Consider the following 23,353-nt stretch of genomic DNA (forward strand, 5'->3'; position numbering starts at 1 on the left):
CGAGAACAGCATATGACCTTCGCGAAGGCCTGCGGCAACACGAACCGGATCAGCGCCTTCCTGACAGAGGCTTCGGTCTCGATCACGCATTCGGTCGACGAGCTCGACGCCGAGGCGCTCGAGGTGAATGTCGGCAACGGGACGCTCTTCTTTCAGAGGCTCCACGAAGAAGGGATGAGCTCGTCTGCTATGGTCGAGTTGCGACCGCACAAGCGGCGGGACCTGATCACAAAGCAGATGCGGGCGAAGTTCGACTCCGATGCCCGGTCACCGGGTTTCGACAAATTTCTAGAACGGGTGCTGCCCGATCGCGAGATGCGGGAGTTTCTGCAGCGGTGGTTCGGGCTGAACCTGACCTCGATAACCGGCGATCAGAAGCTGGCCTTCTTCTACGGGCAGGGCGCGAACGGCAAATCGGTTCTGACCGACCTGATGGCCTGGCTCATGGGAGACTACGCGGCCACCGCCAAGATCGAGAGCCTGACGGGCGAGAAGCGGCGAGGGGGCGGCGACGCTACTCCGGACCTCGTTCCCCTGATGGGCGCCCGCATGGTCCGGGCTTCCGAACCTGAGCAGGGCACACGCCTGCAGGAGGGCGTCATCAAGGAACTGACGGGCGGTGAGCCGATGCTCGTGCGCGCGCTGCATTCCGACTTCGTCGAGGTGAAGCCACAGTTCAAGCTGACAATCTCGGGCAACCACAAGCCGGACATCCGCAACACCGACGACGGCATCTGGCGGCGCATCCTGCTGATCCCGTTCGATGTCCAGATCCCGGAAGCCGAACGCGATCCCGACTTGGGGAAGAAGCTGCGCGCCGAGGCACCGGGCATCCTGAACTGGATGGTGGCAGGGTTGATCGATTACCTCGAAGGCGGCCTGCAGGTGCCCCAAGCGGTCCAGGACGCGACCAAGGAATACCGGGAGGACAGCGACCCTGTGGGCAGCTTCCTCGCGGCGGCCTGCGAGGTCACCGGCGACGGCAGCGACTTCACGCGGTCCTCGACCATCGCTGCGGCCTTCACCTTCTGGATGAGCGACAGCGGCGAGAGCCCATGGACGCCCACGACGATCCAGAAGCGCATGAAGGCGCGCGCGAAGTCATACCGCGACCCGCGCACGGGGCAGACCTTCAGTCCGGGCAAGCGATCCGTGGCCGGGTATGTCGGCATCAAGATATCCGACATGTTCGCCGCCAGGTGGAAGGAGGTCGAGCCGAACGCGCCCGTTGCGCCTGCGTATTCGTCGGCTTCCCCGGACCCCTTTTGACACCAAACGCCGGGAGGGAAGGGAGCGTAACGAGGTTTGAGGGAGGGGCGAGGGAGTTTGGGGGATCGGGGGAAGTGATGCGGGATCAGGGGTTTAGGGAGGATCAGGGAGGGAAGGGAGGCTGTCGGCAAGGTATGCACATGCGCGAGGCAGAGGGGTCTGGGGGGAGGACAAGTCCCTTATGTGTAGGTCTGAAAATCACTCCCTATCCTCCCTTACCTCCCCATCTGAGTAAAAAGAACCATCGGAACAACAGGTTAAAGAGCGGGTCGCAATGGGAGGGTAGCTGTTTTCGGGAAAGCTACCCTCCCGTTCCTCCCTTCGGGCTGAAGAGGGCAATAATGGCGGATATCTACACCGATGAAGAGCGGCAGGCGGTCGAGACGTACCTGGCTGAACGCGGGGTGACGCGGGTCGAACGTCGCCGCCCGGCGGCGCGGCAGGCAGCTCCTGGTGTTGCGGTCTCGCCGGCGGCTTCCCTTGATGAGCGGCCAAAGGGCCCGGCGCCGCGCGAGGTGCGCAGAATGGGCATTCGCGCAGCCTTGGAGTGGGCGTTCGGGGTAGAGCATGCGCGGCTGGAGTACGATCTGAACGATCACAACCGTGCTGGCGTCGGGATGGAGTTCGTCCTGATGCAGCGGGCGATGCTCGGCGGCGTGCGGATCGACACGTCACGGGGGCAGTCGCGTCCGGCGGACGATGCCGAGCTGCTGGCGGACGCAGTCCGCGCCGCGCTGCCGTGGGACATGGCGGTGATCGTCGCAGACCATGCCCGGGCCGGGACCACGCCTGACCCGATGATCGGGGCCAGCCCCAAGTGCGTCCCGTCAGAGTGGAAGCGAAACCCTCACGGATCTTTCGGTGCGCCGGTCAATCTTCCTCGCCAGCAGTACGTGATGAACGGGCGCGTCCGGCAGTTCACGCCGCAGATGGTTCCGGTGACCTACGAACCAACGTGGCCGCAGATCGCCTTGGCGCGCCGCCGCTATCTGGACTGGTGGGGTGCTCTGCTGGAAGTCGCCCGGATCGCATGTGCCGCACCGCTGGCGTGGACCGTAATTGATGAGGCCATGCCTGCCCTCTCGCCATGGCGCGAAAAAGGGGATTGACCGGAGCACAGGTCTAGCCGTATTGACTTTTGCCAAGCAACCGACGTGCGCCCGGGGTCCAGTGACCGCCGGGCGTTGCCGTTTCTGGAGGCCGTTATGTTCCGTCTCGAGTTCATGGATCAGAACGCTGTCCGGTTTCAGGATGCCGTGGCGTTGGTCGGGAAGACCGAGAAGGCGCACAACGCTTTTCGTCGGGCGATCAACCACACGGGCAGCAAGGGCCGCACGCAAGTGGTCCGGGCTCTGACAAAGCAGACGGGCGCAAAGCGCGCCACTGTTCTCGCCGCGCTGCATGTGACCAAGGCAAACTTCGGAAGTCTTGAGTACAAGATCACCGCGCGCGGCCAACCGCTTTCACTGAAGGAATTCGGTGCAAAGCAGTTCGGCTACGGGGTGAAGGCCAAGCCGTGGGGGAACAGCCGCAGGTTCGAAGGCGCATTCATCTTCGCAGGCACGCGGAAGAGCGGGAAGTTCGTTGCTGGTGGCCACGTGTTCAAGCGGACTGGCGGCTTCAGCGCGAACTCTGGCCGCAACAACGCGATCGAGAAGATGTTCGGCCCGAGCATCCCGAAGGAACTGGTGAAGGATGCCAGCGCCGCGGCGTTCGAACGGACGGCCGACGACCTCGGCCAGCGTGTCCAGCATGAGCTTAGCCGCATGACGCGCGGCGTGGTCAGCTGAGGGCGCGCGTCGTCAAAACATCAATTTCTGAGCCCCCCGGATACAGGGACCGTTCAAAAAATTCGACTGCATGCGGGGGCGCAGCAGCCCGGGGTTTCGGTCATAATAAACGATCCGCGAAGCCTAAACCTCGCTTCGTATAATTGGTTGAGCCGTGGTTGAGCGAAGGCGTTTGAGACAGCAGCGGCATCGGAGGGGGACTGAGCCGGGGAGGACGTCATGAGCAGGCAGCTGAACACGACAGACCTGGCGAAAGCTCTGAACCTCTCGAAGGGGCGGATCAGCCAGCTCGTCAGAGACGGTCGCCTCGACGGCTGCTATCACGGCGACGGTCGCGCTCGCCGTTTCGATCTCAGCAGGGCGGCTGACGCTTTGGGGCAGCGCCTCGATCCGGCTCAGATGCTTGGCAACGGGGCGAAGACGCGCCGGAGCCTGGAGGACATGGAGCCGCCGGAACAGGCTGAACCAGAGTTCGGAACGTCAGGCGGTGCCGGCGCCACGCTGCTGCCGGCAAAGGACCCGACGCGCTATGAGATGGCGCGCACGCAGGAGCTCGAGGAAAAGGCGCGCCGCGCCCGTCGGCAGAACGAGGCCGAAGAGGGCAACTGGGTTCTCGCCAGCGAAGTGGCTGCCGAGACGGCCCGGCAAATGCAGATGGAGATCGCGTCGATCGAGAGTTCGGTCCTGCGCGCCGGTGCCCGGCGCCTGGCGGATGATCTGGGCATCGATTTCAAGGCGGCGAGGGCGATCCTGAATGAGGTCTGGCGCGAGTATCGCTCGCACCGTTCGGAGCAAAAGGCCGCGGAAGCCGAGGCCGTGCACCTCTCCGAAGCAGAGGACGAGGCGGACTTCTAGGATGGGTTATCTCGCAGCGGCCGAGGCGGTGATCGCGCGGGCCATTTCCGAGGCCATCGCGCCTCCGCCTCCGCCTGACATCACCCGCTGGTGCGAAGAGAACATCGTCTTCGATGCACGCTCGCCGATGCCGGGCCCGTTCGACATTTCGCGCTTCGCCTTCCTGCGCGAGATACACGAGGTACTGTCGCCCGAGCATCCGGCGCGGGAAGTGACGCTTCGCGGCTCGGCGCAGTGGGGCAAGACGGTATCGGTGATCCAGCCGACGCTGGCAGAGTGGCACGAATACACCCCGCTGGATTCGCTGATCGTGCACCCGACGGGAAGCGCGGCGAGCGAATGGGTGAACAACAAGTGGATGCCCATGCGTCGCCAGGCGCTGGGGCTGATCAAGGTCTTCGGGTCGGGGCGCGGGGAAAACCGCGACAACACGTTCAACCAGGAGACGCTGGATCGGAACGGGTCGATCAAGGTCGCGTCTGCCGGGTCGCCGGCTGACCTGACCGGGACCAGCCGGCGCTTGGTCATCATGGACGACGTCTCGAAGTTCGAGCCGTCGGAGAAGGGGGACCCCGAGAAACTCGCGGAGAGCCGGGCGTCGGGCTACGAGGACGCAAAGATCCTCCGGGTCTCGACGGCCATGATCAAGGGGACCTGCCGGATCTCGCTCTCGTATGAGCGGTCCGACCAGCGTCTCTACCACGTGCCGTGTCCGCATTGCGGTGCTGAGCAGCCGCTGACCTGGGAGAACCTTCGGCAGAACATCGATCCAGAGCGCCTGCACGCGGCCCACTTCACCTGCGAGCGGTGCCAGGAGCCGATCCGGCACGGTGACAAGGAACGCATCGTGCGGCTGGGCCGCTGGGTGCGTCATAACCCGGGCGGCGATCATCCAGGCTTTCACCTCTGGCGCGCCTACGCGCCGCAGCGGGACTGGGGATCGATCGCGGCCGAGTATGCGCAGATCATGGGCTGGTCGCGGATCGAGGTCTCCAATGTCCGGTCCGACGCGGCGTCCAAGTCTGAAGACGAGGTCGAGGTCGCGCCGAAGGGCAAGGCCACGGCTCCGACTGTCAGCTCCGCGATCGAGCAGGTGTTCTGGAACGACGTGTTGGGACTGCCCTACGAGCAGGCCACCGATGCGCCGGATTGGGAGCAGCTCCGCGACCGCACGGAAAACGCAGAGGCGGGTGACGTGCTCGAGCTCGGCGTGCTTCCGGCGACGGGCTTCATTTTCGCGGCAGGCGTGGACTGCCAAGATGATCGAATGGAAGCCCAGTTCGTCGCGTTCGGTGCCAATCGCCGGCGGTGGGTGATCGACTACAAGGTCATCCCGCATCACATCAGCGACGAGGCGGGTCGTGCGCAACTGAACGCGCTCCTGAAGCACAAGTGGCGGACCGAGTTCGGGCTCCCCGTCTCGCTCGACATTCTCGCGATCGACGGCGGTGCCTACACCGACGACGTGTGGAGCTGGGCGAAGACGCACCCCTGGAGCCGGGTGATCATCGTGAAGGGCAGCTCTGCGCAGAACGGTCCCCTGATGATGCCGCAGCGGTTCGAGCGTCGGAAGGACGGTCAAGCGAAGCGGGCCCAGAAGCGGGCGTTCAACCTGAACGTTTCATCGATGAAGGCGGGGCTCTACGGCCACCTCGAAAAGGAACTGCCCGAGGCGCGGGGCTTCACCCAGTTCGCCAAGAACCTCGGCGACGAATATTACCGCATGCTCACGGCCGAGACGCGCGTCGTGCGGCGCAACAAGGTGGGCGTGATGACCAGTGCCTGGATGCTGGTCGAGCCGACCCGTCGGAACGAAGCGCTGGACACGATGAACTACGCAGAGGCGGGAGCCCTGCGAAAGGGATGGGCGGCGATGACCGACGACCAGTGGGACGCGTTGGCGGTCGAGCGTGGAGCTGTGCCGGAAGCGCCGCAGGGCGATCTCTTCGACGCAGAACTGCCAGTCGCGGCTGCGAGCCAGGCGGAGCCAGAGACCACGAAGGACGTGACAAGCCCGCCGCAGCGTCGCCGAGCCAAATGGAAGGCCTACGAATGACGCAATTGCTGAACCATCTTGGCCAGCCCATGCAACCACGCCAGGCGAAGCCCACGGCGCGCTACATGAGGCACGACCGTTCTGGCGTCCTGAGCATGCGCCGCGCCGTGTCGCGGGACGTGAAGGTTGACGTTCGTGAAGCTGCCGATCGGGCCTTCGCGCTGGCGTTCGACTTCATGCAGAACTCGGGCTGGGTCTCCGGCGCGACCGATCAGATCATCGCGGACATGATCGGCCCTGAGCTGAAGTTGAACTGCCAGCCCGAGTTGAAGGGGCTGGGCTACGACGACCAGGAAAAGGCCGCCTGGTGCCGGATGGTCGAGCGGGAGTGGCGGCGCTGGTCGTGGAACCCTTGGGAATGCGACCTCGAAGGGAAGGCGACTGTCCAGGAGATGCTGGATGGTGCGGTCCGGTACTACCTCGCCGGCGGTGAGGCGGTCGCGATCGTCGACTTCCTCGGCCGCTCTGACCGGCAGCGCTACGGGCTCGAGACGGGAACGAAGGTTCGTCTGGCCTCGCCGCACCGCCTGACACGCTACACCAGTCCGATGGAAGGCTGGGATCAAGGCATCTACCACGACGAGCTGGGGCGGCCGGGTGCCTACCGGTTCCGTCGGTCCGAAGGCGGGATCGAGCGGAACATCGACGTGATGGCCCGTGCGGGAAACGTCGCCCAGGTTCTGCACGTCATGGACCGCGGCGCGACCCCGAACAGCCCGCGCGGGATCAGCCCGATGACGCCGGCCTTCAAGGTCATCGCGCAGAGTGACCAGTTCGCCGATGCCACGCTGACGACCGCGCTCCTGCAAACCGCCTTCGCGGCCACAATCAAGAGCCCGGAGCCCTCTGAGACGGCGTTTATGGCCCTCGAACAGATCAGCGAACTGTCTGGCATCGAAGGCAACAAGGAACTGGCCCAAGACCTATTCTCGGTTTGGGAGCATCGAATCGATGCACTTAAAACGAATAGGCTCTCCATCGGCGGAGACAGCTCCCAGGTGAATCATCTCGGGCCGGGCGAAGAACTTGAGCTGCATTCTTCGGCCACGCCGGGCCCGCAGTATCAGCCGTTCCAGCAGGGCCTCCTGCGCGAGGTCGCGCGGTGTCTCGGTGTGACCTACGAATCCATGACGATGGACCACCTCCGGGCGACCTATTCCAGCGTGCGGATGGCGGTAGCGACCATCTGGCCGACGATCACCAGGCGCCGCGAGCGAATTCCGGCCGTCATGGCGCAGGGTATCTACGAGGCATGGCTCGACGAGCAGATCGGCACCGGCCGCATCCCGCTGAAGGGCGGCTACCAGGCCTTCCTGGCAAACCGCGAGAAGGTCGTCGACGCCGAGTGGCGCGGCCCGGCCAAGCCGAGCGCCGATCCGTACAAGGACGCGCTGTCGAACAAGGTCCGGCTCGAGACTGGCCAGACAACGCTGAAGCAGATCGCATCCGAAGAGGGGCGTGATTGGGAAGAAGACCTCGATCAGATCGAGCGCGAGGTCGCGCGGTTCACTGAGGCCGGCATCACCCCGCCGCATGGGCGCATGTCCGGCGGTGAAGGAGCGGGCCCTCAGGGCGCCGCGGCCGATGGAATGAGGACACCTGCGAATGGCGACTGACCCCTGCGTCGAGGCTGCCGAGCTGAAGAAAATTCGCCGCGATCTCATCGCCGGCGAGAAGGCGACCGCGGTCCGCTTCGGCGAGGACGAAGTTCGCTACACCAAAGCCGATCTGCCGCGGCTCGACGGCCTGATCGCCGAGGCTGAGAAGCAATGCGCCATCACCGAAGGCAAGACGCCGAAGCGCACCCGCTACGCGATGGGTGTCCGGTTCCGGCCCTACTGAGGAATACCAGACATGGCAGTGATCGTTTCAGACGGCCGGCTCACGCTGACCGGCTACGTCGGTGAGCATTGGGCCTACGGCGACGAGATCATCATCGACGGCTTTACGCACCCGATGGTTCTCAACGCTCTGGCGGAGATTGACGACGGTTCCGACCTCACCGTCCATATCAACTCGGGCGGCGGGTACGCGGTCGAGGGCATCGCAATCCACAGCGTTCTGGCGCAGCGCTCCGGCCGGACTGATGTCGTGATCGACGGCGAAGCGGCCTCGGCGGCATCCCTGATCGCGATGGTCGGTGAGACCATCCGCATGTCCAGCGGCGCGCAGATGATGATCCATGATCCGGCCGGCTTCACGTTCGGAACGGTGGAGGATCACGAGGCGAGCATCCGCAGCCTCGAGAGCCTCGCGACCTCCTATGCGCGGGTCTACTCGCGCCGCTCGGGCATGACGGTTGATGAAGCCCGAGCCATCATGAAGGCAGAGACCTGGTACGGCGACGAAGAGGCAGTCGAAGCTGGCTTCGCTGACGAAGTCCTGGAGATCAAGCGTCAGGCTATCGCCGCCTTCCCCTACGACGCATATGCCCGCGCGCCGCAGAAGCTCGTGGCGCAGGCGAAAGAGAACGGCTGGCGGCTCCCCGCCACCCGGCCCGCGGTTCCGACCGCACCCACGGCGGCTAAGCCCGTCGCTGAAACCCGTCAAGCAAAGGAGACCCCGATGACGGATAAAGAACGGGCGGACCAGTTGGCCGCCGAACTCGAGCAGCTGAAGGCGTCCGGCAGCACCGCCGCGTCTGATGCTGTCACGGCCGATCGCAAGCGGCGCGCGTCCATCATGGCGCTGCCCGAAGCGAAGGGCCGCGAGGCCCTGGCTTCCTACTTCGCCGACGAAACCGACGACGAGGTCGAGAAGGTGCAGAAGGCCTTGGCCGCCGCGCCCGCCGCGACGCCGGCGGAAGAGCCGGCCGATCCCGCTGCCGAGTACGAGGCCAACCGGACCCAGGCCAATGGCGTGGGTCTAGGCGGCCAGCCGAAAACCGGCGCGAAGGGCGACACGAGCGTCCTCAAGGCCGCCGTCGATCGTCGCAACAAGCGCGCTGCGCGCTAAGGGAGGGATTGAGAGATGCCGATCCTCAACGAAGACATCCACAACCGGCCCGGCCAATACATTGTCTCGGAAGCCGCTGGCTATCGCTCGCGTGAACAGGGCGTCGTCGCCTCCGGTTCGGGCGTCGTGAAGGCGGGCGCCGTCATGGGCGTGATCACCGCGAGCGGAAAGCTCGCGCCCTTCAACCCCGCTGGTGCCGACGGCTCCGAGACTGCGGCCGCGATCCTCTACGAAAGCTGCGATGCCACCGCCGCGGACGTGCGCCGCACCTACACCGCCCGGGATTCGGAGGTGCACGCCGACATGCTGACCTTCGCGGACGGCGTGACCGACCCGCAAAAGACTGCTGCCATGACCGCTCTCGCGGCACTCGGCATCATCGGCCGATAAGGAGGGCTGACCAATGGCTATCGTCACCGACGTATTCACCCAGAACCACTGGGGAGCGGTGGAGTTCGACGAGAACGTCGTCCGCTCCACCGAGTTCAAGCCGCAGCTTCTGGGCGGCCTCAACCTGTTCGAGCCGATCTATTCCCGCTCGAGCAGCATCGCCATCGCCTCGAAGGACGGGGCACTGTCACTCATCCCGACCTCGGAACTGGGCGCTCCGCTGGAAGAATTGATCCCGAAGGGCGCCAAGGTGCGTGTCTTCCACCCGCACCGCCTCGCGAAGGGCTCGACGATCATGGCGTCCGAGCTGGCTGGCGTCCTTGCCCTGCCGTTCGAAGATCAATTGGTCGAGATCGCCGATGAAGTGACCGATCGCACGGGCCTGATCATGGACGACCTCGAGCTGACCTGGGAGCACATGCGCTTCGGGGCCATCCAGGGCGTCGTCTATGACGCCGACGGCACGACCGTCCTCCACAACTGGTACACCGAGTGGGGTATCACGCAGCCGGCGGAGATCAACTTTGCCCTCTCAGTGGCGGGCACGGACGTTCGCGCGAAGTGCCGGGAAGTCGGCCGCAAGATGCGGGACGCGGCGAAGGGTGCCTGGACGCCCGGCACCCGCATCGGGGCGCTGGTCGGCGACACCTTCTACGACAGCCTTCTGAACCACCCGCAGATCAAGGAGACCTACCTTGGCACCGAGCGGGCCGTGTCGCTCGAGGGCGTCGAAGGCTACTCCGCGATCGACATCGAGAACATCACCTTCATCAACTACCGTGGGACCGACGATAAGTCGAAGATCGCCGTCCCCACGGACAAGGCGAAGTTCTTCCCCATCGGCGCCCGCGGCGTGTTCAAGGTCGGCTTCGGGCCTGCCCAGGAGTTCAAGCCGTACCTGAACCGCCGCGCGCGGGAATACTACGGCATGATCCTCGCGGACCCCTCGGGCCGCGAGGCGTGGGACCGGGTGGAGGTCTACAGCTACCCGCTGTTCATCTGCACCCGCCCGGGGATGCTGCAGCGGGGGACGGCCTGATGGGAACGGTGACAAAGCCCGGCTTCTATGACGGCGTATTCAGGAAAGCCGGCCAGCACGCTTCGGATGAAGCGATCGCGGCGGCCTCGGCCGATGCCGGTGCTGAGAAGCTCGACCTCGACAAGATGTCGAAGGACGAGCTGATCGCCGAGGCCGAGCGCCGGGGCGTTGAGATTTCGTCCGGTGCGACCAAAGCCCAGATCGTCGAGGCGCTCAACGCCGCCTGATGACAGACGATGGGGTGGGCCTTCGGGGCAGCCCCACACCTCCGGAGGTGCGCCATGCCGCCCAAGTTTCACCAGTACCGCGACATGGCGATCAAGGCCGTCGACGGCGTGATGGCCGAGACGCTGCGCCACTACCCGCTGAACAAAGGCGAGGCGGATGCAACCCGCACCAGAACCGACCTGCAGGGTGTTCTCCGCACGGGCAACGCGGACGAGAAGAACGTAGCCGGCACCAGCACGTCCTGGGGATCGCGGATCGTCTCTGGCAAGGCACGCGCGCACTTCTCGCGCGTGGCCTATCCTGAGCTGGCGATCCGCGACGGCGACAAGCTGCGGGCGATGGACCGGGCGGGCCAGCCCTGGTTCTCGGTGAGCAGCATCGATGACCGCAACCATGGGCGCCTGATCGCGGAGTTGAACGAGATATGAGCCTCTGCCGTTTCGCCATCCGCCACGCCGTCGTTGAGGCGCTGCGCGGTCGGACCATCGTGGGCGACAATGTGAAGAACAGCGACTTCGAGGCGCTGGACATCGCGAGCGACGGCGAAGTTGCGGCTGACGATCAGCCGTTCATCCTGGTCTATACCGACGACAGCGCGTCCGAAGGGGCGGGCATGCGCACCCTCTGGGAGAACGGCACAGTCGAGGTCGTGATCGAGTTCGGGATCGCGCAGGCCATGTCCACGCACGACGATGAGACCGGCGAGACCGTACTGACGGGCTTCGCCGTGCCGGCGACGGATACAGGCATGGAAGCGGCGCTCGACATTACGGACCGACAGATCGCCGTCGCGCTGCACGGCGACGGGCAGTGGCCGAACCTGTTCTCGCGGATGCATGACGGCATCACGAAGATCGAGCGCAAGCGCGCCACGCTCTCCGAGGGCGGGACGCGCCTTGCCGCGCGCCAGGTGCGCATCTGGGTCGCGGGCAAGAGCGACCCGGTCTGGGGCGCCCCGCTGGCCACCACGTCGGTCTGGAAGCAATTCGAGGCTGCTGTCGCCGGCTCCGGCGTTGAAGCCATCACGGCGGCTCTGCTGGGTGTGCAGGACGCCGAGCTGACGCTTGAGCACATCCGGGAGCGCTTCGGGCTTTCCGATGCGGCGGCACCCGTTCTGGGCATCGACGCCGGCAACAGCGAGACAGTCACCGGGATTGTCTGGGAATGACCTTCCCCAGCCGGATCGGCGAGCAGATCGCCCACCTGGGCCGCGAACTCGCCGAAGTGAAGCGCCGGGAGCGCGGCCGCAGCCGGGAAGGGACCATCAGCGCCGCCGATCCCGCAACGGGACGGTACCGCGTCGACTTCGGCGGCGGCTTTACGGGGCCGTGGATGCAGGCCGAGGCGCTGTCGAGCGGTGACCTGAAGATCCAGGGCGAGCCGGTGGTTGGCCAGCGCGTGAAGGTCACGAGCGAAAGCGGCGACCTGACGGACGGTGTGATCGCGCTGTCGAGCTTCACCGATGCCAGCGGCCGCCCGAAGGCGGCGAACGGCGAGCTGGTGATTACCCTGGCGGGGCATCGGCTTGAACTGACCGGTGCAGGCTTCGCCTTCACTGGCCCGGTCAGCATCACGGGCCCCGTCACGATCGAAGGCGACTTCGCCGCATCCGATGGTGCGTTCACCCACAACGGCACGAATGTCGGCGACGATCACAAGCACGAAGACACGCAACCCGGCATCGGCACGACCGTCCAGCCGGAACAGTGAGGGACGACATGAACGACAAGTCAGACACCTCGGCCGAGACCTCGAAAGAAGCACCGGCCAAGAACCCGCCCAAGACCTACACCGTCGCCAAGGCATCCTTCATCCTCGGCAGGCACTACGCCAAGGACAAGCCCGTCGATCTGACCGATGGCCAGGCGGCGCCGTTCCTGCGCGGCGGCCAGATCGAAGCGCCGAAGTCTCGCTCGACCAAGGCCAAGGACTGATCCCATGGGAGGGGTCAGCCGCACGACCGGCCGTCCCCTCGAGGGCTGGGACCACGTGCGCCAATCGATCACGGTCATCCTGACCACCCCGATCGGCAGCCGCGTGATGCGGCGCGAGTTCGGGTCGCACCTCTACGACCTTTTGGGCCGCCCGATGACCACGTCGAACATCCTCGCCGTCTATGCGGCCACCGCGCTGGCGATCTCGCGGTGGGAACCGCGCTTCACCCTGACCGGGTGCGAGATGATCGAGACCAGCGCCAGCGGCGCCCTGAGCCTCGCGATCTACGGAATCTACAACGGCAAAGCCGTCAGCGACACACTGCCGCTGACCGCCTGACGACCTTCCACCAGCTCACGCGGACTGCCCGCGAAAGGAGAACACATGGCTGAGCCATTTTCCGGCGTCCGGGTATTCCAGGACGCGAACGAACCCGTCATCCCGCAGCCGGTCGGCACCTCGACCATCGGCATGATCCAGGCTGTAACCCCCGCTGATCTTCCCTCGGGCATCTCGCTGAACACGCCGATCGCGATCCGCAACCCGTCGGACGCGGCCGATCTTCCCGCCGCAGTGAAGGAAGAGCTGGATACGGTCTGGGACAACGATGGCGGCACGGTTGTCCTGACGTTCGTGGATGCCGGGATCGACGTGGCGGCGCTGACGGCAAATGCGCAGGGCGACGCCACGATGAAGACCGGGGTTCACGCCTTCCGCAAGGCTACCTCGCTCGGCCTGCCGAAGCCGAAGATCTTCCCGACCGCCGGCATTGCCTACGCAGGGGTCGCACAGGCGGATGCGATCATCGCCGAACTGGCGACCGTCGTTGACGACATGCGTGGCTTCATCTTCGCGGACGGGCCCGGTACCACCATCGCCAACGCCATCACCGCTGCCGGCTTGATCGCGAACAAGCGGGTTACGCTGACTGACGACAAGATCTTGAAGAGCGTGGCGGGCATCGCCACGGCCAAGCCATCGTCCACGCTGTTCGCGGCGGTCCAGTCGAACCTCGACCGCACCCGCAACGTCGCGTGGCCGGCGACCAATGTGCAGGCGCAGGGCATCATCGGGGTGAACCGCCCGGTCGATTTCGGCACGGAGGTGACCCCGTTGAACGAGGCGGGTGTCTCGACCGTCATCAACCGCGGCAACGGCTTCGAGGTCTGGGGCCCGAAGACGACCGCGGCGAACGAGGCCGGTTCGATCTGGCAGTTCCTGAACGTGGTGCGCGTGGCCGACTACGTGAACGAGACGCTGGAAGAGGCCTTCTACAGCTTCATGGGGCGCCCGATGGTGCTCGACACGCTGGACCTGATGACCATCGCAGGCCAGCGGCTTCTGCGCCGTCTGGAAGGCGAGGGTGTGCTGCTGGCGGGATCGCGCTTCGGGCTTGCCGCAAACCAGACGGCCGAGGACGGCGTGCAGGGGATCGTGAAGTTCGGCCTGCAGTATGAGCCGCCCGCACCGATCTACGACCTGCGCATCCAGGCGTACCGCAATCCCATCGTGGCCTACGAGGCGCTGTTCGACAGCGTGGCGGGCCGGTTTGTCATCGCCGAAGCGGCGTAAGGAGGACACGACATGGCCAACGCGCCTGCATTCGTCTTGAAGAACGTCACGGTCGTCATGGCCGGCGTGAACCAGATCGGCCAGATGGCGCAGCTCACGCTGCCTGCGCCCGAGGCCACGACCGAGGAGTTCCGGAACGCGGGGATGATCAAGCCGCGGCTCGTGCGGATGGGCTTCGAGGCACAGACGTTCTCGGTGGAGCTGTCCAGTTTCGATCCGGCGATCCTCGAGCTGATGGGCAATGGTCCGCACAACCTGATCGCTCGTGGCTATGCCGAGAGCGAGGACGGCACCCAGCACAGCTACAAGTGCCTGATGGTCGCCGAGGCGCTATCGGTGAACCCCGGCGATCACGCGCCCGCGTCCAAGTCGTCGGTCGGAACCGAATTCACCGTACACGAGCAGACGCTGATCCTCGAGACCGAGGGGCAGGAGCGCGAGGTCTGGCACATGTCCGATACCGAGGTCCGGATCGGCGGTGTCACGCAGAACCGTGGCATGGCCCGGGCGCTCGGCTTGGTTTGATCCGGCGGGCGGCGATGAACCGCCCTGCTACTCGATCCGGATATCCAGAACGGCCTCATTTGTGGGGTCGTAATCGCACTCATACGTGACGTTCGACCAAGCGCCGAAGCCGTTTTGGAAACGCGCCTTGTCCCCCATGAACGTCACGACACCGGCGTCCTGATCCTTCCATCGGAAGTATCCGAACTTCGGCTCAGTCCATCCGTCGGTCCACTCCATTGTGTATTCCGCCATCCGCTCGATGATCGGCTCGCAGGCAACAGCGGCGGTGAACACGTGCTCGTCGCCCCAGCACTGGATGTCCTCACGGCAGGCTGCCTCTTCCGCTTCACGATCCGCGGCCATGTCAACCGCATCTTCCGCAGGAGCGGCGTTCGCCTCCATTTGTTCATCGGCACTGCCTGCCTTGTCGTCATCCCCGAGGGCGAAGCCGAGAAGAACTACAACGCCCAGTCCTATTGCGAAGCCTTTCGCCGAGATGCCGGTCCTCGTCGGGTGTGGCTTCCCACATGAAGGACAGGACTTTGCACGTTTAGAGACTTCGTGACCGCACTCTCGACACTTCCCAAGAGCCATTCTGATTCCTCTCGTCCTCAAGGTGAAACCTGATGTCCGATACCACTGTCGTGAAACTGAGCCGCCCGATCAAGGATGGGGACGGCAAGGAGATTGCCGAGTTGACCCTGCGCGAGCCGCTGGTCGGCGACCTCATCAAGGCCGAGAAGTTCCAGGGCAAGATCGCCTACACCACGGCGATGATGGCCTCTGTCACGGGGCTTACGATCCCTGTTCTGGAAAAGCTGCGGGCGTCTGACTTCAACAAGTGCGACCGCGCCATGGGCGGACTGATGGGAAACTTCCGCGATCAGGATGGCGACGAGGCTCAATCCTGATCGCACACTATGCCTGCACCCCGCTTCCGGTCGTGCGGGCCATGACGGCGCGTGACGCCGCTGAAGACTTCGCCGAAATCAAGGACGCCTTCGGGCTGAACACGGAGGGCTGACATGGCAACGCTGTCGTCTGAACTGATCCTCCGCCTGCGCGATGGCGTTACCGGTCCCGCGCGCCGCGTCGGCCGAACCATGCGCGGCCTCGACAACCAGATCGACCGCACCGCCCGCAACGGCGGCGTAATGGCGATGGGTCTTGGCCGGGCGGCTGTTGCCCTGACAGCGGTCGGCGGTGCGGCGATCGGCGCGGGCGTCGGAATCGGCTCGGGCATCGGCAAAGCCATGGACATGGAGGACGCCCTCGCGTCCCTCGCCAAGGTGTCGACTCTCAGCGAGACCCAGCTTGCTGCCATGCAGGACCGGGCGCGCGAGCTGTCGAGCACGATGCCGGTTGCCGCGACCGAGATCGTCAACCTGATGGCTGCGGCATCGCAGTTCGGCATTGCAGCCGAAGACCTCGAAGCGTTCTCGCTCCTGGCGACGAAGGCGTCTGTCGCGTTCGACATGGATCCGTCCGAGACGGCTCAGAGGATGTCGGAGCTTCGAAACGGCTTCAAGCTGACGGTGGCCGAGCTTGGCGTCCTGGCTGACGCTCTCAACACCACAGCGGACAACGCGGGCACGAGCGAATCCGTCCTGATCGACTTCCTCGGTCGCACGGCGTCTCTCGCGAACGATCTGGGCGTGACCGGCGAAGAGATGGCAGTGATTGGCGCCACGCTGTCCGAGTTGGGCATCTCGGCCGAGAGATCGTCCACCGCGACGAACAAGGTCCTGACTTCGCTCTCGGACCTGTCGGGCAACAAGGACGCGGCAAAGATTCTCGATAGCATCGGAGGCAAGGGCTACAGCGCCCGGCTTCAGAAGAAGTTCTTCGAGACGCCGGTCGATGCGATCGGCGATCTTGCCGAAATCACCAAGGACATGGCGAAGGAAGACAAGACCGGCTTCCTGATCGAGCTGTTCGGCCGCGAGCATGCTGACGAGGCGAGCGCCCTGCTGGGCTCTTTCGATCGGGTCGAGGAAGGCATGGATCGCCTCTCGGGCGGCAAGTTCCTCGGCTCCGTCGACAAGACCTTCGAGCTGTTCGCCGAGACGACCCGGCAGAAGCTGGCAGTCTTGCGGAACAACTTCTCGAACGTGGCGTCGGCCATCGGCGCGGAGATGCTTCCGGGCATCGTGGCGTTCAGCGAGAAGCTGTCCGACACGCTCGCGAACCTGGACGAGCGCGTCACGGTCTTCGACACGATCCGAACTGCTGCCGACGGCTTTTTCGCAGGCTTGATCGGAGACGGAGATGAACTCCAGTCCGCGTTCGACAGTGCCTGGAACGCAGTGTTCGGCGACCCGGGGAAGCTGGAGGAAGACACCGCCGCGCTGGCGAGGGTGTTCGAGGGTTTCAAGGAAATCGGAGCGGATGCCCAGCAAGCCGTCAGCGACATCAAGGCCATCGCCGAAGCCATTGACCAGCTGGTCGGCAGTATCGAGGCCTTCATGGGGATTGGCGACGGAGGATTGGCAGACTTCATACTCGGTTGGGACCACAGCGACAATCCGGGCTTGATTAACAAGTATCTCCGGGGCGAGCCTATCATCACCGATCCCGACACGGTCATCGGTCGGATGGACAACGAGCGGAAAGCGGCGATCGCGAGGGGCGGGGCGGCATCTGCAGACGTAGTCTACGGGAAAGGAGGCGGTTGGCAGGCATACCAGGACGCCATCAAAGGCACGGGACCGAACGGGCGAGACTACTTCGCCAAGAACGCCCAGCATCTCGGGACGATCGAATTGCGGCCGAAGGTCGACACGACGGAGATCGAAGAAGCCCAGACGGTCACCGATACCTTCTCCGAAACGTTCGGCACGATCGGAACCACCGTCGTCACCCCGCTGGTCAACATGGCCTCGATCAACTCGGCGAACGCTTCGGCGATCGATCTTCTGGGCAATCTTCGGGCCATCGACACCGTCTCGTCGCCTCGTCCCAAGGCTCGTGCCGGCATTGACGGCGCTCGCGCATCCGGTGGCCCGGTCTGGCCGGGGACATTCCTGGTCGGCGAGGAAGGTCCGGAGCTGGCGACGTTCGGCGGCCGGGGCTTCGTGCACAATGCCGCCGACACCCGCTCGATCATGGATGGTGTTCGGTCGGCAGCGTCGGCGCCCAGACCACAAGCCCGCGGCCCGGTCAGCGTGACCTTCGGCGACATCGTCGTCCACGGCGGCGCAAATGCCAGCGTCGACGATCTGGCTCTCGCGTTCGGACGCCAGGTCCAGAACGCCTTCGGCTCACATTTCGCGGACGAGTTCTGACATGACCCTGATGGCGCTTGGCCCCTACCAGTTCCAGGCACTCGGCTTCTCGCTTGCCGATCGTGGCCGCAAGCTCGATACGCCCTGGGCCGAGATCGAGGTCGCGGGCGGCGAGGATCGGCTGCAATGGTTTGGCGGCAAGGGACGATCCGAGACGATCCGGGGCGTCCTGTTCTCCGAGTTCGGCGGGCAGGCCGCTTTGGACGGGTTGAGCCGGGCGGCCGGCACGGGCGTCATCCTGCCGCTGGTGGCGCTCGGACTCGCGCCGAACAACGTGTTCGGGCCGCACGTGTTCGAAAGCGTGACGGAGGATCACGCATTCATAGACGCGGACGGGATGCCCCGTCGCAACGCCTACACCCTGCGCATCCGGTCTTATCCGGGCCAGCCGGATTACGCCGGCGCCGCCGCCACCTTCGTGCAGACGCTGTTCGCATGAAGACGGTGGCAGCCAATCAGGGCGCGATGGTCGACGCCATCTGCCGCGATCACTACGGCGACGAGAGCGCCTACGTGGAGGCCGTGCTGACCGCCAATCCCGGTCTGGCCGCTCTGGGCCCGCGCCTGCCGATGGGAACGCTCGTGCGCCTGCCGGATGTGAAGCCCGCGCAGGATGTGCGCCAGACCGTAACCCTGTGGGACTGAGTGCATGACGCCGAATGTCAGGATCGTGGTGGACGGACGCGAGGTCGACTTCCGGTCCGCCCTGCAGAGCTGCGAGATCGTGGACAAGGAAGGCGTGTCGTCCGACACGATCAACCTCGTCATCGCCAACCCGGACCAGGCGATTCCGCTGCCGCCGAAGGGGGCCCGGATCGAGGCGTGGATCAGCGGCGACTATTTCGGGAGCTACACCGCCGAGACGGTTTCCGCGCCGTGCTTTCCGCACATGATCGAGGTGACCGGCAAGGCGGCCGGGTTCAAGGGCAAGGAGAAGGAGCCGCGCGATCGGCACTGGGACGATGCTTCGCTCACCGACATCGTGACCGACCTCGCGGGCGCTCTCGGCATGCCGGCCTCCGTCGATCCTGAGATCGGGGCACATGTCTATGATTGGATCGGCCAGGTCGGCGAAAGCCCGGTCGCATTCCTCGAGCGGCTGGCGCGGCGGCACGACGCGCTCTTCTCGATCAAGGACGGTCGGCTGATCTTCGCCGCGCGCGGGGCAGGGCGCTCCCCCTCGGGTGCGGAGCTGACCGCCGCAACAATCACGCCAGCGGTCATCGTGCCGGGAACATGCCGCTTCGAATTCAGCGACCGGAGCCAGTATGCCGAGGTGGCCGCAACCTACACCGATCGCGCAGCCGGCGAGCGCAAGGACGTGACCGTCCCGAGCGACGGCGATGGCATTGCGGTCTGGCGCATCGGCGAACAGTTCGCAGACGAGGCCGAGGCGAAGAAGGCCGCCACCGCGAAGGCCAAGGACATGAGGCGCCGGCAGTCGACGTTCAGCGTCGAGGTGGTGGGCGATACCGCCTTTCGCGCCGGTGCCCCCGTTCGCTTCTCCGGCGTCCTGCGGGAGATCGACGGAAAGCCGTTCATCGTCGAGACGGCAACGCACACCGTGAGCAAGGCGGGCTATCGCGCCCGTCTCGACGGACACGCCCAGGTCTGAGGACAGCAGCATGATCAACCTTTCTACGTTGGCGGCGCCGTCAGCGATTGAAGCGCTGTCTTTCGAGACCCTGTTCGCGGGGTTTCAGGAGCGGTTCCAGACTTACTGGGACGCGCTGCGCGTCGAGGACCCGAGCCTACCGGCCTATGACGTGGGGTCTCTGGAGACTGATCCGGTGATGGTCGTCGGGCAGGCTTGGTCCTACCTGCGGCTACTGGACCGCGCTCGCGTCAACGACGGCGTGAAAGCGCTGCTCGCACCGACCGCGTCGGGTGCCGACCTCGACAACGTCGTGTGGGCGCAGGGGATCACCCGGCTTGTGCTGATCCCGGCTACCGACACCGAACCGGCGGTCTATGAGACCGATGCACAGCTTCTGCGCCGCTACCTCCTGTCGTTCCAGCGGTTCGCGGCGGGATCGGCGACGGGAATGCTCTACCGGGCATACACCGCCACTCCGGCGCTGACAGATGCCAAGGTGAACGGCCACGCCGTCCACGGTCGCATCGGGGATGCGGATCTGGTCGTGCTGGGTCCGAACTATGCGGACCTGACGGACGCGCAGTTCAGCGCGATCCGATCTGCCGTGTTCGGCCCCGGTGCCTATCCCGAGGCCTTGGGAGGCTTTCTCCGGCGTGCCGTGCGCGTAGAGTATGACGTGCATCTCCGGGTGAGGGCCGCCGCGGCCGAGGGTCCTGCCCGAGAGGTGGCTCGGAAAGCGGCCGAGGATCGGGTACGCGCCGCGGCTCTGGTTCGACAGGTCATCGGCGTGCAGGTCGCCCGATCGTTCCTCGTGGGTGCGGCCTATGGCGATGGCCGCTCGATCCTCGGCGTTGATGACCTTGCCCCGATCGCGCTCGTGGCCGAGCCATATACCGCGCCGATCCTGCGCAACCTGGTCGTGGAACTCGCATGAGCGTGGCGAGCATCCTGCCGCAGAACGCCACTCCCATGGAGCGGGCTCTGGCCCGCGCGACGTCAGACGAGCTGCCGGTCGAGTACGGCCAAATCTTGGATCCGTACCGGACGTCGCTGGACTGGCTGCCGTGGCTGGCCGCGCATCATGGCGTGCCGCTCTGGTTCGAGGACTGGCCCGAGGCACGGAAGCGCGAGATCACGGCCCATAGCGCCGCCGTCTCCGCTGCCTATCCGGGCGAACGGCTCTGCGAGCTGGTCGGAACGCGGCTCGGGCTGAAACGGCTGCTGGCCTATGTCGATGCCGAGATCATCGACAGCCGTGTGCATCCGGCCCGGTTCATCATCGGCCGTGCAATTCTGGGGCAGACCCCGATCAATCAGCAGCCCTTCACCGGGCGTTACCTCGTCAAGGTGCTGCTGACGTCCCGCCCCTCGGCGCACCGGATCGGCCAGACCGCTCTCGGCCGAGGCGCCCTCAACGGTGCCGACCCGGAGCCGCTGCGCCGCGCCAAGGCAGCCATGCGCGCCGCCAAGGTACCGGCCACCCAGTACAGCGTCACCTTCGCGTGGCGCCGGCGCGTAACGCTCGCCGACACGACCACCTTCGACCAGCCGCCACGCATCGACGGCTGGACCGATCGCACCCGCCTATAAAACCAGGAGACGCCAATGAAGCGGACCAACTTCGCCGACGCCGAGTTCGTGGAGCACGGCGACCTGAACGCCATCGGTACTGCCGCGCAGGACGCCATCGACAAGGTCTGGCTCGACGCGATCGGGTACGCTGCGCACTGGGCGGCCTTCACGGTGGCGCAAAAGTCGGCGCAGGAAGTGACCGTCTCTGCCGGGAGATACATCGCAGGCGAGATCGTCTACGAGCACGCGGCCCCGGCCGACATGAACCTGCAGCTGCATATTCCGGTCGCCGCCTCCGACCAGCGCTGGGTCGCGATCCTGCTGCGCGGCGAGGAAGTGATCGAGTCGGCGCAACGCACCTTTGAGACATCGCAGGACGTGGACACCTCGATCCCCGTCGAGCAGTCCACCGCGAAGACGATCCGCCGGCGCGTAAACCTGATCGTCCAGCCCGGCGAGGCGAACCCGGTCCCGGTCAAGCCGGTGATCGCGGAAACCGACGCCTGCATTGCGTTCATCCTGCTGACCAGCCAGGGCGTCGACACGATCGAGCCGGGCAACGACAGCCGTGTGAAGACGCTGGCCGAGGTCGAGGGCCGGGTGGCCTCCATCGAGGTTGATCTGGACGGCCTCTTCCGGCGCACCGAGACGATCGAGACGCAGATCACCAACATCAAGGGCGCGCTCACAGAGATCCCGCGGCCGGAGATCATCCGGCAGATGCAGCGCGACATCGGCGCGACCCGGCTCAAGCAAGATCTCCCGACCGAGGCGCGCGCCTACGTGTTCGACAACGCTCTTGTCCCCGACCAGTGGGACACCGGACATGTCGACTGGCTGGCCCGGATCGAGGAGGGGGTGCGCTTCGGCTATGCGGCCTCCGCTCAAGCGCGCCTGGAGGTGCAGGCCACGGACGATCCGAAAATCCGCATCCTTTCCGATCGACGGATGGTGCCGACCTTTGACGAAGTAACCCGGATCGCGAACACCGCGCTCGACGGCTCGCTCAACATCTCGCAGCTGGTCCATACCACAACCACACTCAAGAAATTGACGGCCAGCCGCGTGCGCATGACTTATGGGCCGACCATGAAGGCCTGCGAGAACAGGGCCGGCTGGGCAGGACTCGGCGGAGATGCGCGAGCCGGGCAAATGTTGAACGTCGGCGGCGAGACATTTGAGGTGGTCTACCAGGCGAAGGATTACGGCCCCGGCCACCAGTCCTACGGGGTCCGCCAGATCCGCTACGAGGTCTATGACGCACCCTATTGGGAGTACGTCAGCGAGGACGTGGGCCTGAACGGGTCGATCTACGCGCAGACGTTCCTGGTTGCGCAGCCGATGCAGATGACCTCGCTCGACCTGTCCTTCGCGCGGGTCGGCGCGGGTGGCGACGTTCACATCGCGATCGTGGAGACGACGCGCAACGGCGCTCCGAGGTTCGACCGAGCGCTCGCCAGCGTGACCTTGGCGCATGGCGACATCGTGCAGGGCTGGAACCGCGTTCCGTTCCCGCTGACCTACCTGCAGTCGGGCAAACGCTATGCCTTCGTCACCACGACGACCGGCGCACACAGCCTGCACGTCTCGGCCGCGAACAAGTACACTGGCGGCAGCCGCTTCATCACATCGGATGGAGCGTTCGCGCAGGGCTCGACCGAGGAAGACATCTGCTTCCGCATCAATGCCGCACGCTTCCGCAGCCCCCGCACGGTCGTGCCGATGCAGGCGCTCACCCTCGCCGACGGCATGACAGAAATCGACCTGCTCTACCCGGGCTGGGTGCCCGACGGTACCGAACTCGGCTGGGAGATCCGGCCCGCGGGGCAGTCCGACTGGACAGAGCTGGACGATGGCGATCCGGCGGCAAACCCGCTGGTCGGATTGCCGGCGTCCGTCGAGCTGCGCATGGTGATGATGGGGACCGCCGATCTGCAGCCGATGATCGAGCTGACCAGCAAGGCCGTGAGCCGTGTTCACCGCAACCGCCCGATGATGATCGGGGTGTCGGACGCCTTCGGGTTCGGACTGTCCACGACCGAAATCGTCACGCAGTTCACGGTCGATAGCTTCGACCCTGCGCGGCACACCTTCTCGCCGAAGATAATGGTCGGCGGAACGGTCGTCAGCCCGGCGAACACCGTGGAGACGGTGGACCCCGCGCGGCCCGAGCGGCGGACCTTCCTATCCACCTATGCCGTCGCCTCGACCACATCGGCGCGGATGCGGCCGGAAGCCTCCACCGACAACGTCGTTACCGTGCCGTTCGTTCAGGACGCCTTCATCGCGGCGCAGTAAGGAGCT

General features: G+C 65.4%; 27 protein-coding genes. 26 read left to right on the plus strand and 1 reads right to left on the minus strand.

Going from position 1 to position 23,353, the window contains the following annotated elements; all coding sequences use genetic code 11:
* The 18 genes from ACFDS3_RS08070 to ACFDS3_RS08155 all read left to right on the plus strand — a co-directional run.
* A partial coding sequence (locus ACFDS3_RS08070) for a phage/plasmid primase, P4 family (RefSeq protein ID WP_375261840.1) occupies nucleotides 1-1,269 on the plus strand: 1,269 nt, incomplete at its 5' end.
* 341 nt (nucleotides 1,270-1,610) lie between these two features.
* Nucleotides 1,611-2,378, plus strand: coding sequence for a hypothetical protein (locus ACFDS3_RS08075; RefSeq protein WP_375261841.1), 768 nt, complete (start codon nucleotides 1,611-1,613; stop codon nucleotides 2,376-2,378).
* A 153-nt stretch (nucleotides 2,379-2,531) separates the two neighbouring features.
* Nucleotides 2,532-3,059, plus strand: a complete 528-nt coding sequence (locus ACFDS3_RS08080; RefSeq protein ID WP_375261842.1) for a hypothetical protein — start codon at nucleotides 2,532-2,534, stop codon at nucleotides 3,057-3,059.
* Nucleotides 3,060-3,278: 219 nt separating this feature from the next.
* Entirely contained in the window at nucleotides 3,279-3,914 is a 636-nt protein-coding gene (locus tag ACFDS3_RS08085) for a hypothetical protein (RefSeq protein ID WP_375261843.1), read from the plus strand.
* A 1-nt stretch (nucleotide 3,915) separates the two neighbouring features.
* A complete protein-coding gene (locus tag ACFDS3_RS08090) occupies nucleotides 3,916-5,970 on the plus strand; it encodes a phage terminase large subunit family protein (protein WP_375261844.1) in 2,055 nt (684 codons plus the stop codon).
* A complete protein-coding gene (locus ACFDS3_RS08095) occupies nucleotides 5,967-7,586 on the plus strand; it encodes a phage portal protein (RefSeq protein WP_375261845.1) in 1,620 nt (539 codons plus the stop codon). The genes ACFDS3_RS08090 and ACFDS3_RS08095 overlap by 4 nt, the downstream gene beginning before the upstream one ends.
* The gene (gene gpW, locus ACFDS3_RS08100) at nucleotides 7,576-7,812 is read left to right on the plus strand and encodes a gpW family head-tail joining protein (RefSeq protein ID WP_375261846.1); all 237 of its coding nucleotides are present in this window, start codon (nucleotides 7,576-7,578) and stop codon (nucleotides 7,810-7,812) included. Before ACFDS3_RS08095 ends, gpW begins: the two co-directional genes overlap by 11 nt.
* Nucleotides 7,813-7,824: 12 nt before the next feature.
* On the plus strand, nucleotides 7,825-8,925 hold the full coding sequence (locus ACFDS3_RS08105; protein WP_375261847.1) for a head maturation protease, ClpP-related: 1,101 nt from the start codon (nucleotides 7,825-7,827) through the stop codon (nucleotides 8,923-8,925).
* Nucleotides 8,926-8,940: 15 nt separating this feature from the next.
* Nucleotides 8,941-9,315 carry a head decoration protein gene (locus ACFDS3_RS08110; RefSeq protein WP_375261848.1) on the plus strand — a complete coding sequence of 125 codons (375 nt, stop codon included), beginning with the start codon at nucleotides 8,941-8,943 and terminating at the stop codon, nucleotides 9,313-9,315.
* A gap of 13 nt (nucleotides 9,316-9,328) precedes the next feature.
* Nucleotides 9,329-10,354, plus strand: coding sequence for a major capsid protein (locus ACFDS3_RS08115; protein WP_375261849.1), 1,026 nt, complete (start codon nucleotides 9,329-9,331; stop codon nucleotides 10,352-10,354).
* Nucleotides 10,354-10,581, plus strand: coding sequence for a hypothetical protein (locus tag ACFDS3_RS08120; protein WP_375261850.1), 228 nt, complete (start codon nucleotides 10,354-10,356; stop codon nucleotides 10,579-10,581). The genes ACFDS3_RS08115 and ACFDS3_RS08120 overlap by 1 nt, the downstream gene beginning before the upstream one ends.
* Nucleotides 10,582-10,635: 54 nt before the next feature.
* Nucleotides 10,636-11,010 (plus strand): hypothetical protein, encoded by a 375-nt coding sequence (locus ACFDS3_RS08125; protein ID WP_375261851.1) that lies wholly within the window; start codon nucleotides 10,636-10,638, stop codon nucleotides 11,008-11,010.
* Nucleotides 11,007-11,750 carry a hypothetical protein gene (locus tag ACFDS3_RS08130; protein WP_375261852.1) on the plus strand — a complete coding sequence of 248 codons (744 nt, stop codon included), beginning with the start codon at nucleotides 11,007-11,009 and terminating at the stop codon, nucleotides 11,748-11,750. Before ACFDS3_RS08125 ends, ACFDS3_RS08130 begins: the two co-directional genes overlap by 4 nt.
* Nucleotides 11,747-12,292, plus strand: coding sequence for a hypothetical protein (locus ACFDS3_RS08135; RefSeq protein ID WP_375261853.1), 546 nt, complete (start codon nucleotides 11,747-11,749; stop codon nucleotides 12,290-12,292). The genes ACFDS3_RS08130 and ACFDS3_RS08135 overlap by 4 nt, the downstream gene beginning before the upstream one ends.
* Before the next feature lie 8 nt (nucleotides 12,293-12,300).
* A complete protein-coding gene (locus ACFDS3_RS08140; RefSeq protein WP_375261854.1) occupies nucleotides 12,301-12,516 on the plus strand; it encodes a hypothetical protein in 216 nt (71 codons plus the stop codon).
* Between the two features lie 4 nt (nucleotides 12,517-12,520).
* Nucleotides 12,521-12,856, plus strand: coding sequence for a GPW/gp25 family protein (locus tag ACFDS3_RS08145; RefSeq protein ID WP_375261855.1), 336 nt, complete (start codon nucleotides 12,521-12,523; stop codon nucleotides 12,854-12,856).
* 45 nt (nucleotides 12,857-12,901) lie between these two features.
* Nucleotides 12,902-14,089 (plus strand): phage tail sheath subtilisin-like domain-containing protein, encoded by a 1,188-nt coding sequence (locus tag ACFDS3_RS08150; RefSeq protein WP_375261856.1) that lies wholly within the window; start codon nucleotides 12,902-12,904, stop codon nucleotides 14,087-14,089.
* Between the two features lie 12 nt (nucleotides 14,090-14,101).
* The gene (locus ACFDS3_RS08155; protein WP_375261857.1) at nucleotides 14,102-14,614 is read left to right on the plus strand and encodes a phage major tail tube protein; all 513 of its coding nucleotides are present in this window, start codon (nucleotides 14,102-14,104) and stop codon (nucleotides 14,612-14,614) included.
* A gap of 27 nt (nucleotides 14,615-14,641) precedes the next feature.
* On the opposite strand, the gene ACFDS3_RS08160 is transcribed toward ACFDS3_RS08155, so the two are convergent.
* The gene (locus ACFDS3_RS08160) at nucleotides 14,642-14,998 is read right to left on the minus strand and encodes a hypothetical protein (RefSeq protein ID WP_375261858.1); all 357 of its coding nucleotides are present in this window, start codon (nucleotides 14,996-14,998) and stop codon (nucleotides 14,642-14,644) included.
* Nucleotides 14,999-15,222: 224 nt separating this feature from the next.
* On the opposite strand from ACFDS3_RS08160, the gene ACFDS3_RS08165 reads away from it, so the two are divergent.
* From ACFDS3_RS08165 to ACFDS3_RS08200, 8 genes are all read left to right on the plus strand, one after another.
* On the plus strand, nucleotides 15,223-15,507 hold the full coding sequence (locus tag ACFDS3_RS08165; protein ID WP_375261859.1) for a phage tail assembly protein: 285 nt from the start codon (nucleotides 15,223-15,225) through the stop codon (nucleotides 15,505-15,507).
* A 114-nt stretch (nucleotides 15,508-15,621) separates the two neighbouring features.
* Nucleotides 15,622-17,880 (plus strand): phage tail tape measure protein, encoded by a 2,259-nt coding sequence (locus ACFDS3_RS08170; RefSeq protein ID WP_375261860.1) that lies wholly within the window; start codon nucleotides 15,622-15,624, stop codon nucleotides 17,878-17,880.
* 1 nt (nucleotide 17,881) lies between these two features.
* Entirely contained in the window at nucleotides 17,882-18,319 is a 438-nt protein-coding gene (locus ACFDS3_RS08175) for a phage tail protein (protein WP_375261861.1), read from the plus strand.
* On the plus strand, nucleotides 18,316-18,525 hold the full coding sequence (locus ACFDS3_RS08180) for a tail protein X (protein ID WP_375261862.1): 210 nt from the start codon (nucleotides 18,316-18,318) through the stop codon (nucleotides 18,523-18,525). Before ACFDS3_RS08175 ends, ACFDS3_RS08180 begins: the two co-directional genes overlap by 4 nt.
* Nucleotides 18,526-18,529: 4 nt before the next feature.
* Nucleotides 18,530-19,495, plus strand: a complete 966-nt coding sequence (locus ACFDS3_RS08185) for a phage late control D family protein (protein ID WP_375261863.1) — start codon at nucleotides 18,530-18,532, stop codon at nucleotides 19,493-19,495.
* Between the two features lie 10 nt (nucleotides 19,496-19,505).
* Nucleotides 19,506-20,411: a hypothetical protein gene (locus tag ACFDS3_RS08190; RefSeq protein ID WP_375261864.1), complete on the plus strand. Its 906-nt coding sequence runs from the start codon at nucleotides 19,506-19,508 to the stop codon at nucleotides 20,409-20,411.
* Entirely contained in the window at nucleotides 20,408-21,067 is a 660-nt protein-coding gene (locus ACFDS3_RS08195; protein ID WP_375261865.1) for a phage tail protein I, read from the plus strand. Before ACFDS3_RS08190 ends, ACFDS3_RS08195 begins: the two co-directional genes overlap by 4 nt.
* A 15-nt stretch (nucleotides 21,068-21,082) precedes the next feature.
* Nucleotides 21,083-23,347: a hypothetical protein gene (locus tag ACFDS3_RS08200; RefSeq protein ID WP_375261866.1), complete on the plus strand. Its 2,265-nt coding sequence runs from the start codon at nucleotides 21,083-21,085 to the stop codon at nucleotides 23,345-23,347.
* The last annotated feature ends 6 nt before the right edge of the window (nucleotides 23,348-23,353 follow it).

This window comes from Palleronia sp. (assembly GCF_042089775.1).
In the GTDB taxonomy this organism is placed as follows: domain Bacteria; phylum Pseudomonadota; class Alphaproteobacteria; order Rhodobacterales; family Rhodobacteraceae; genus Palleronia.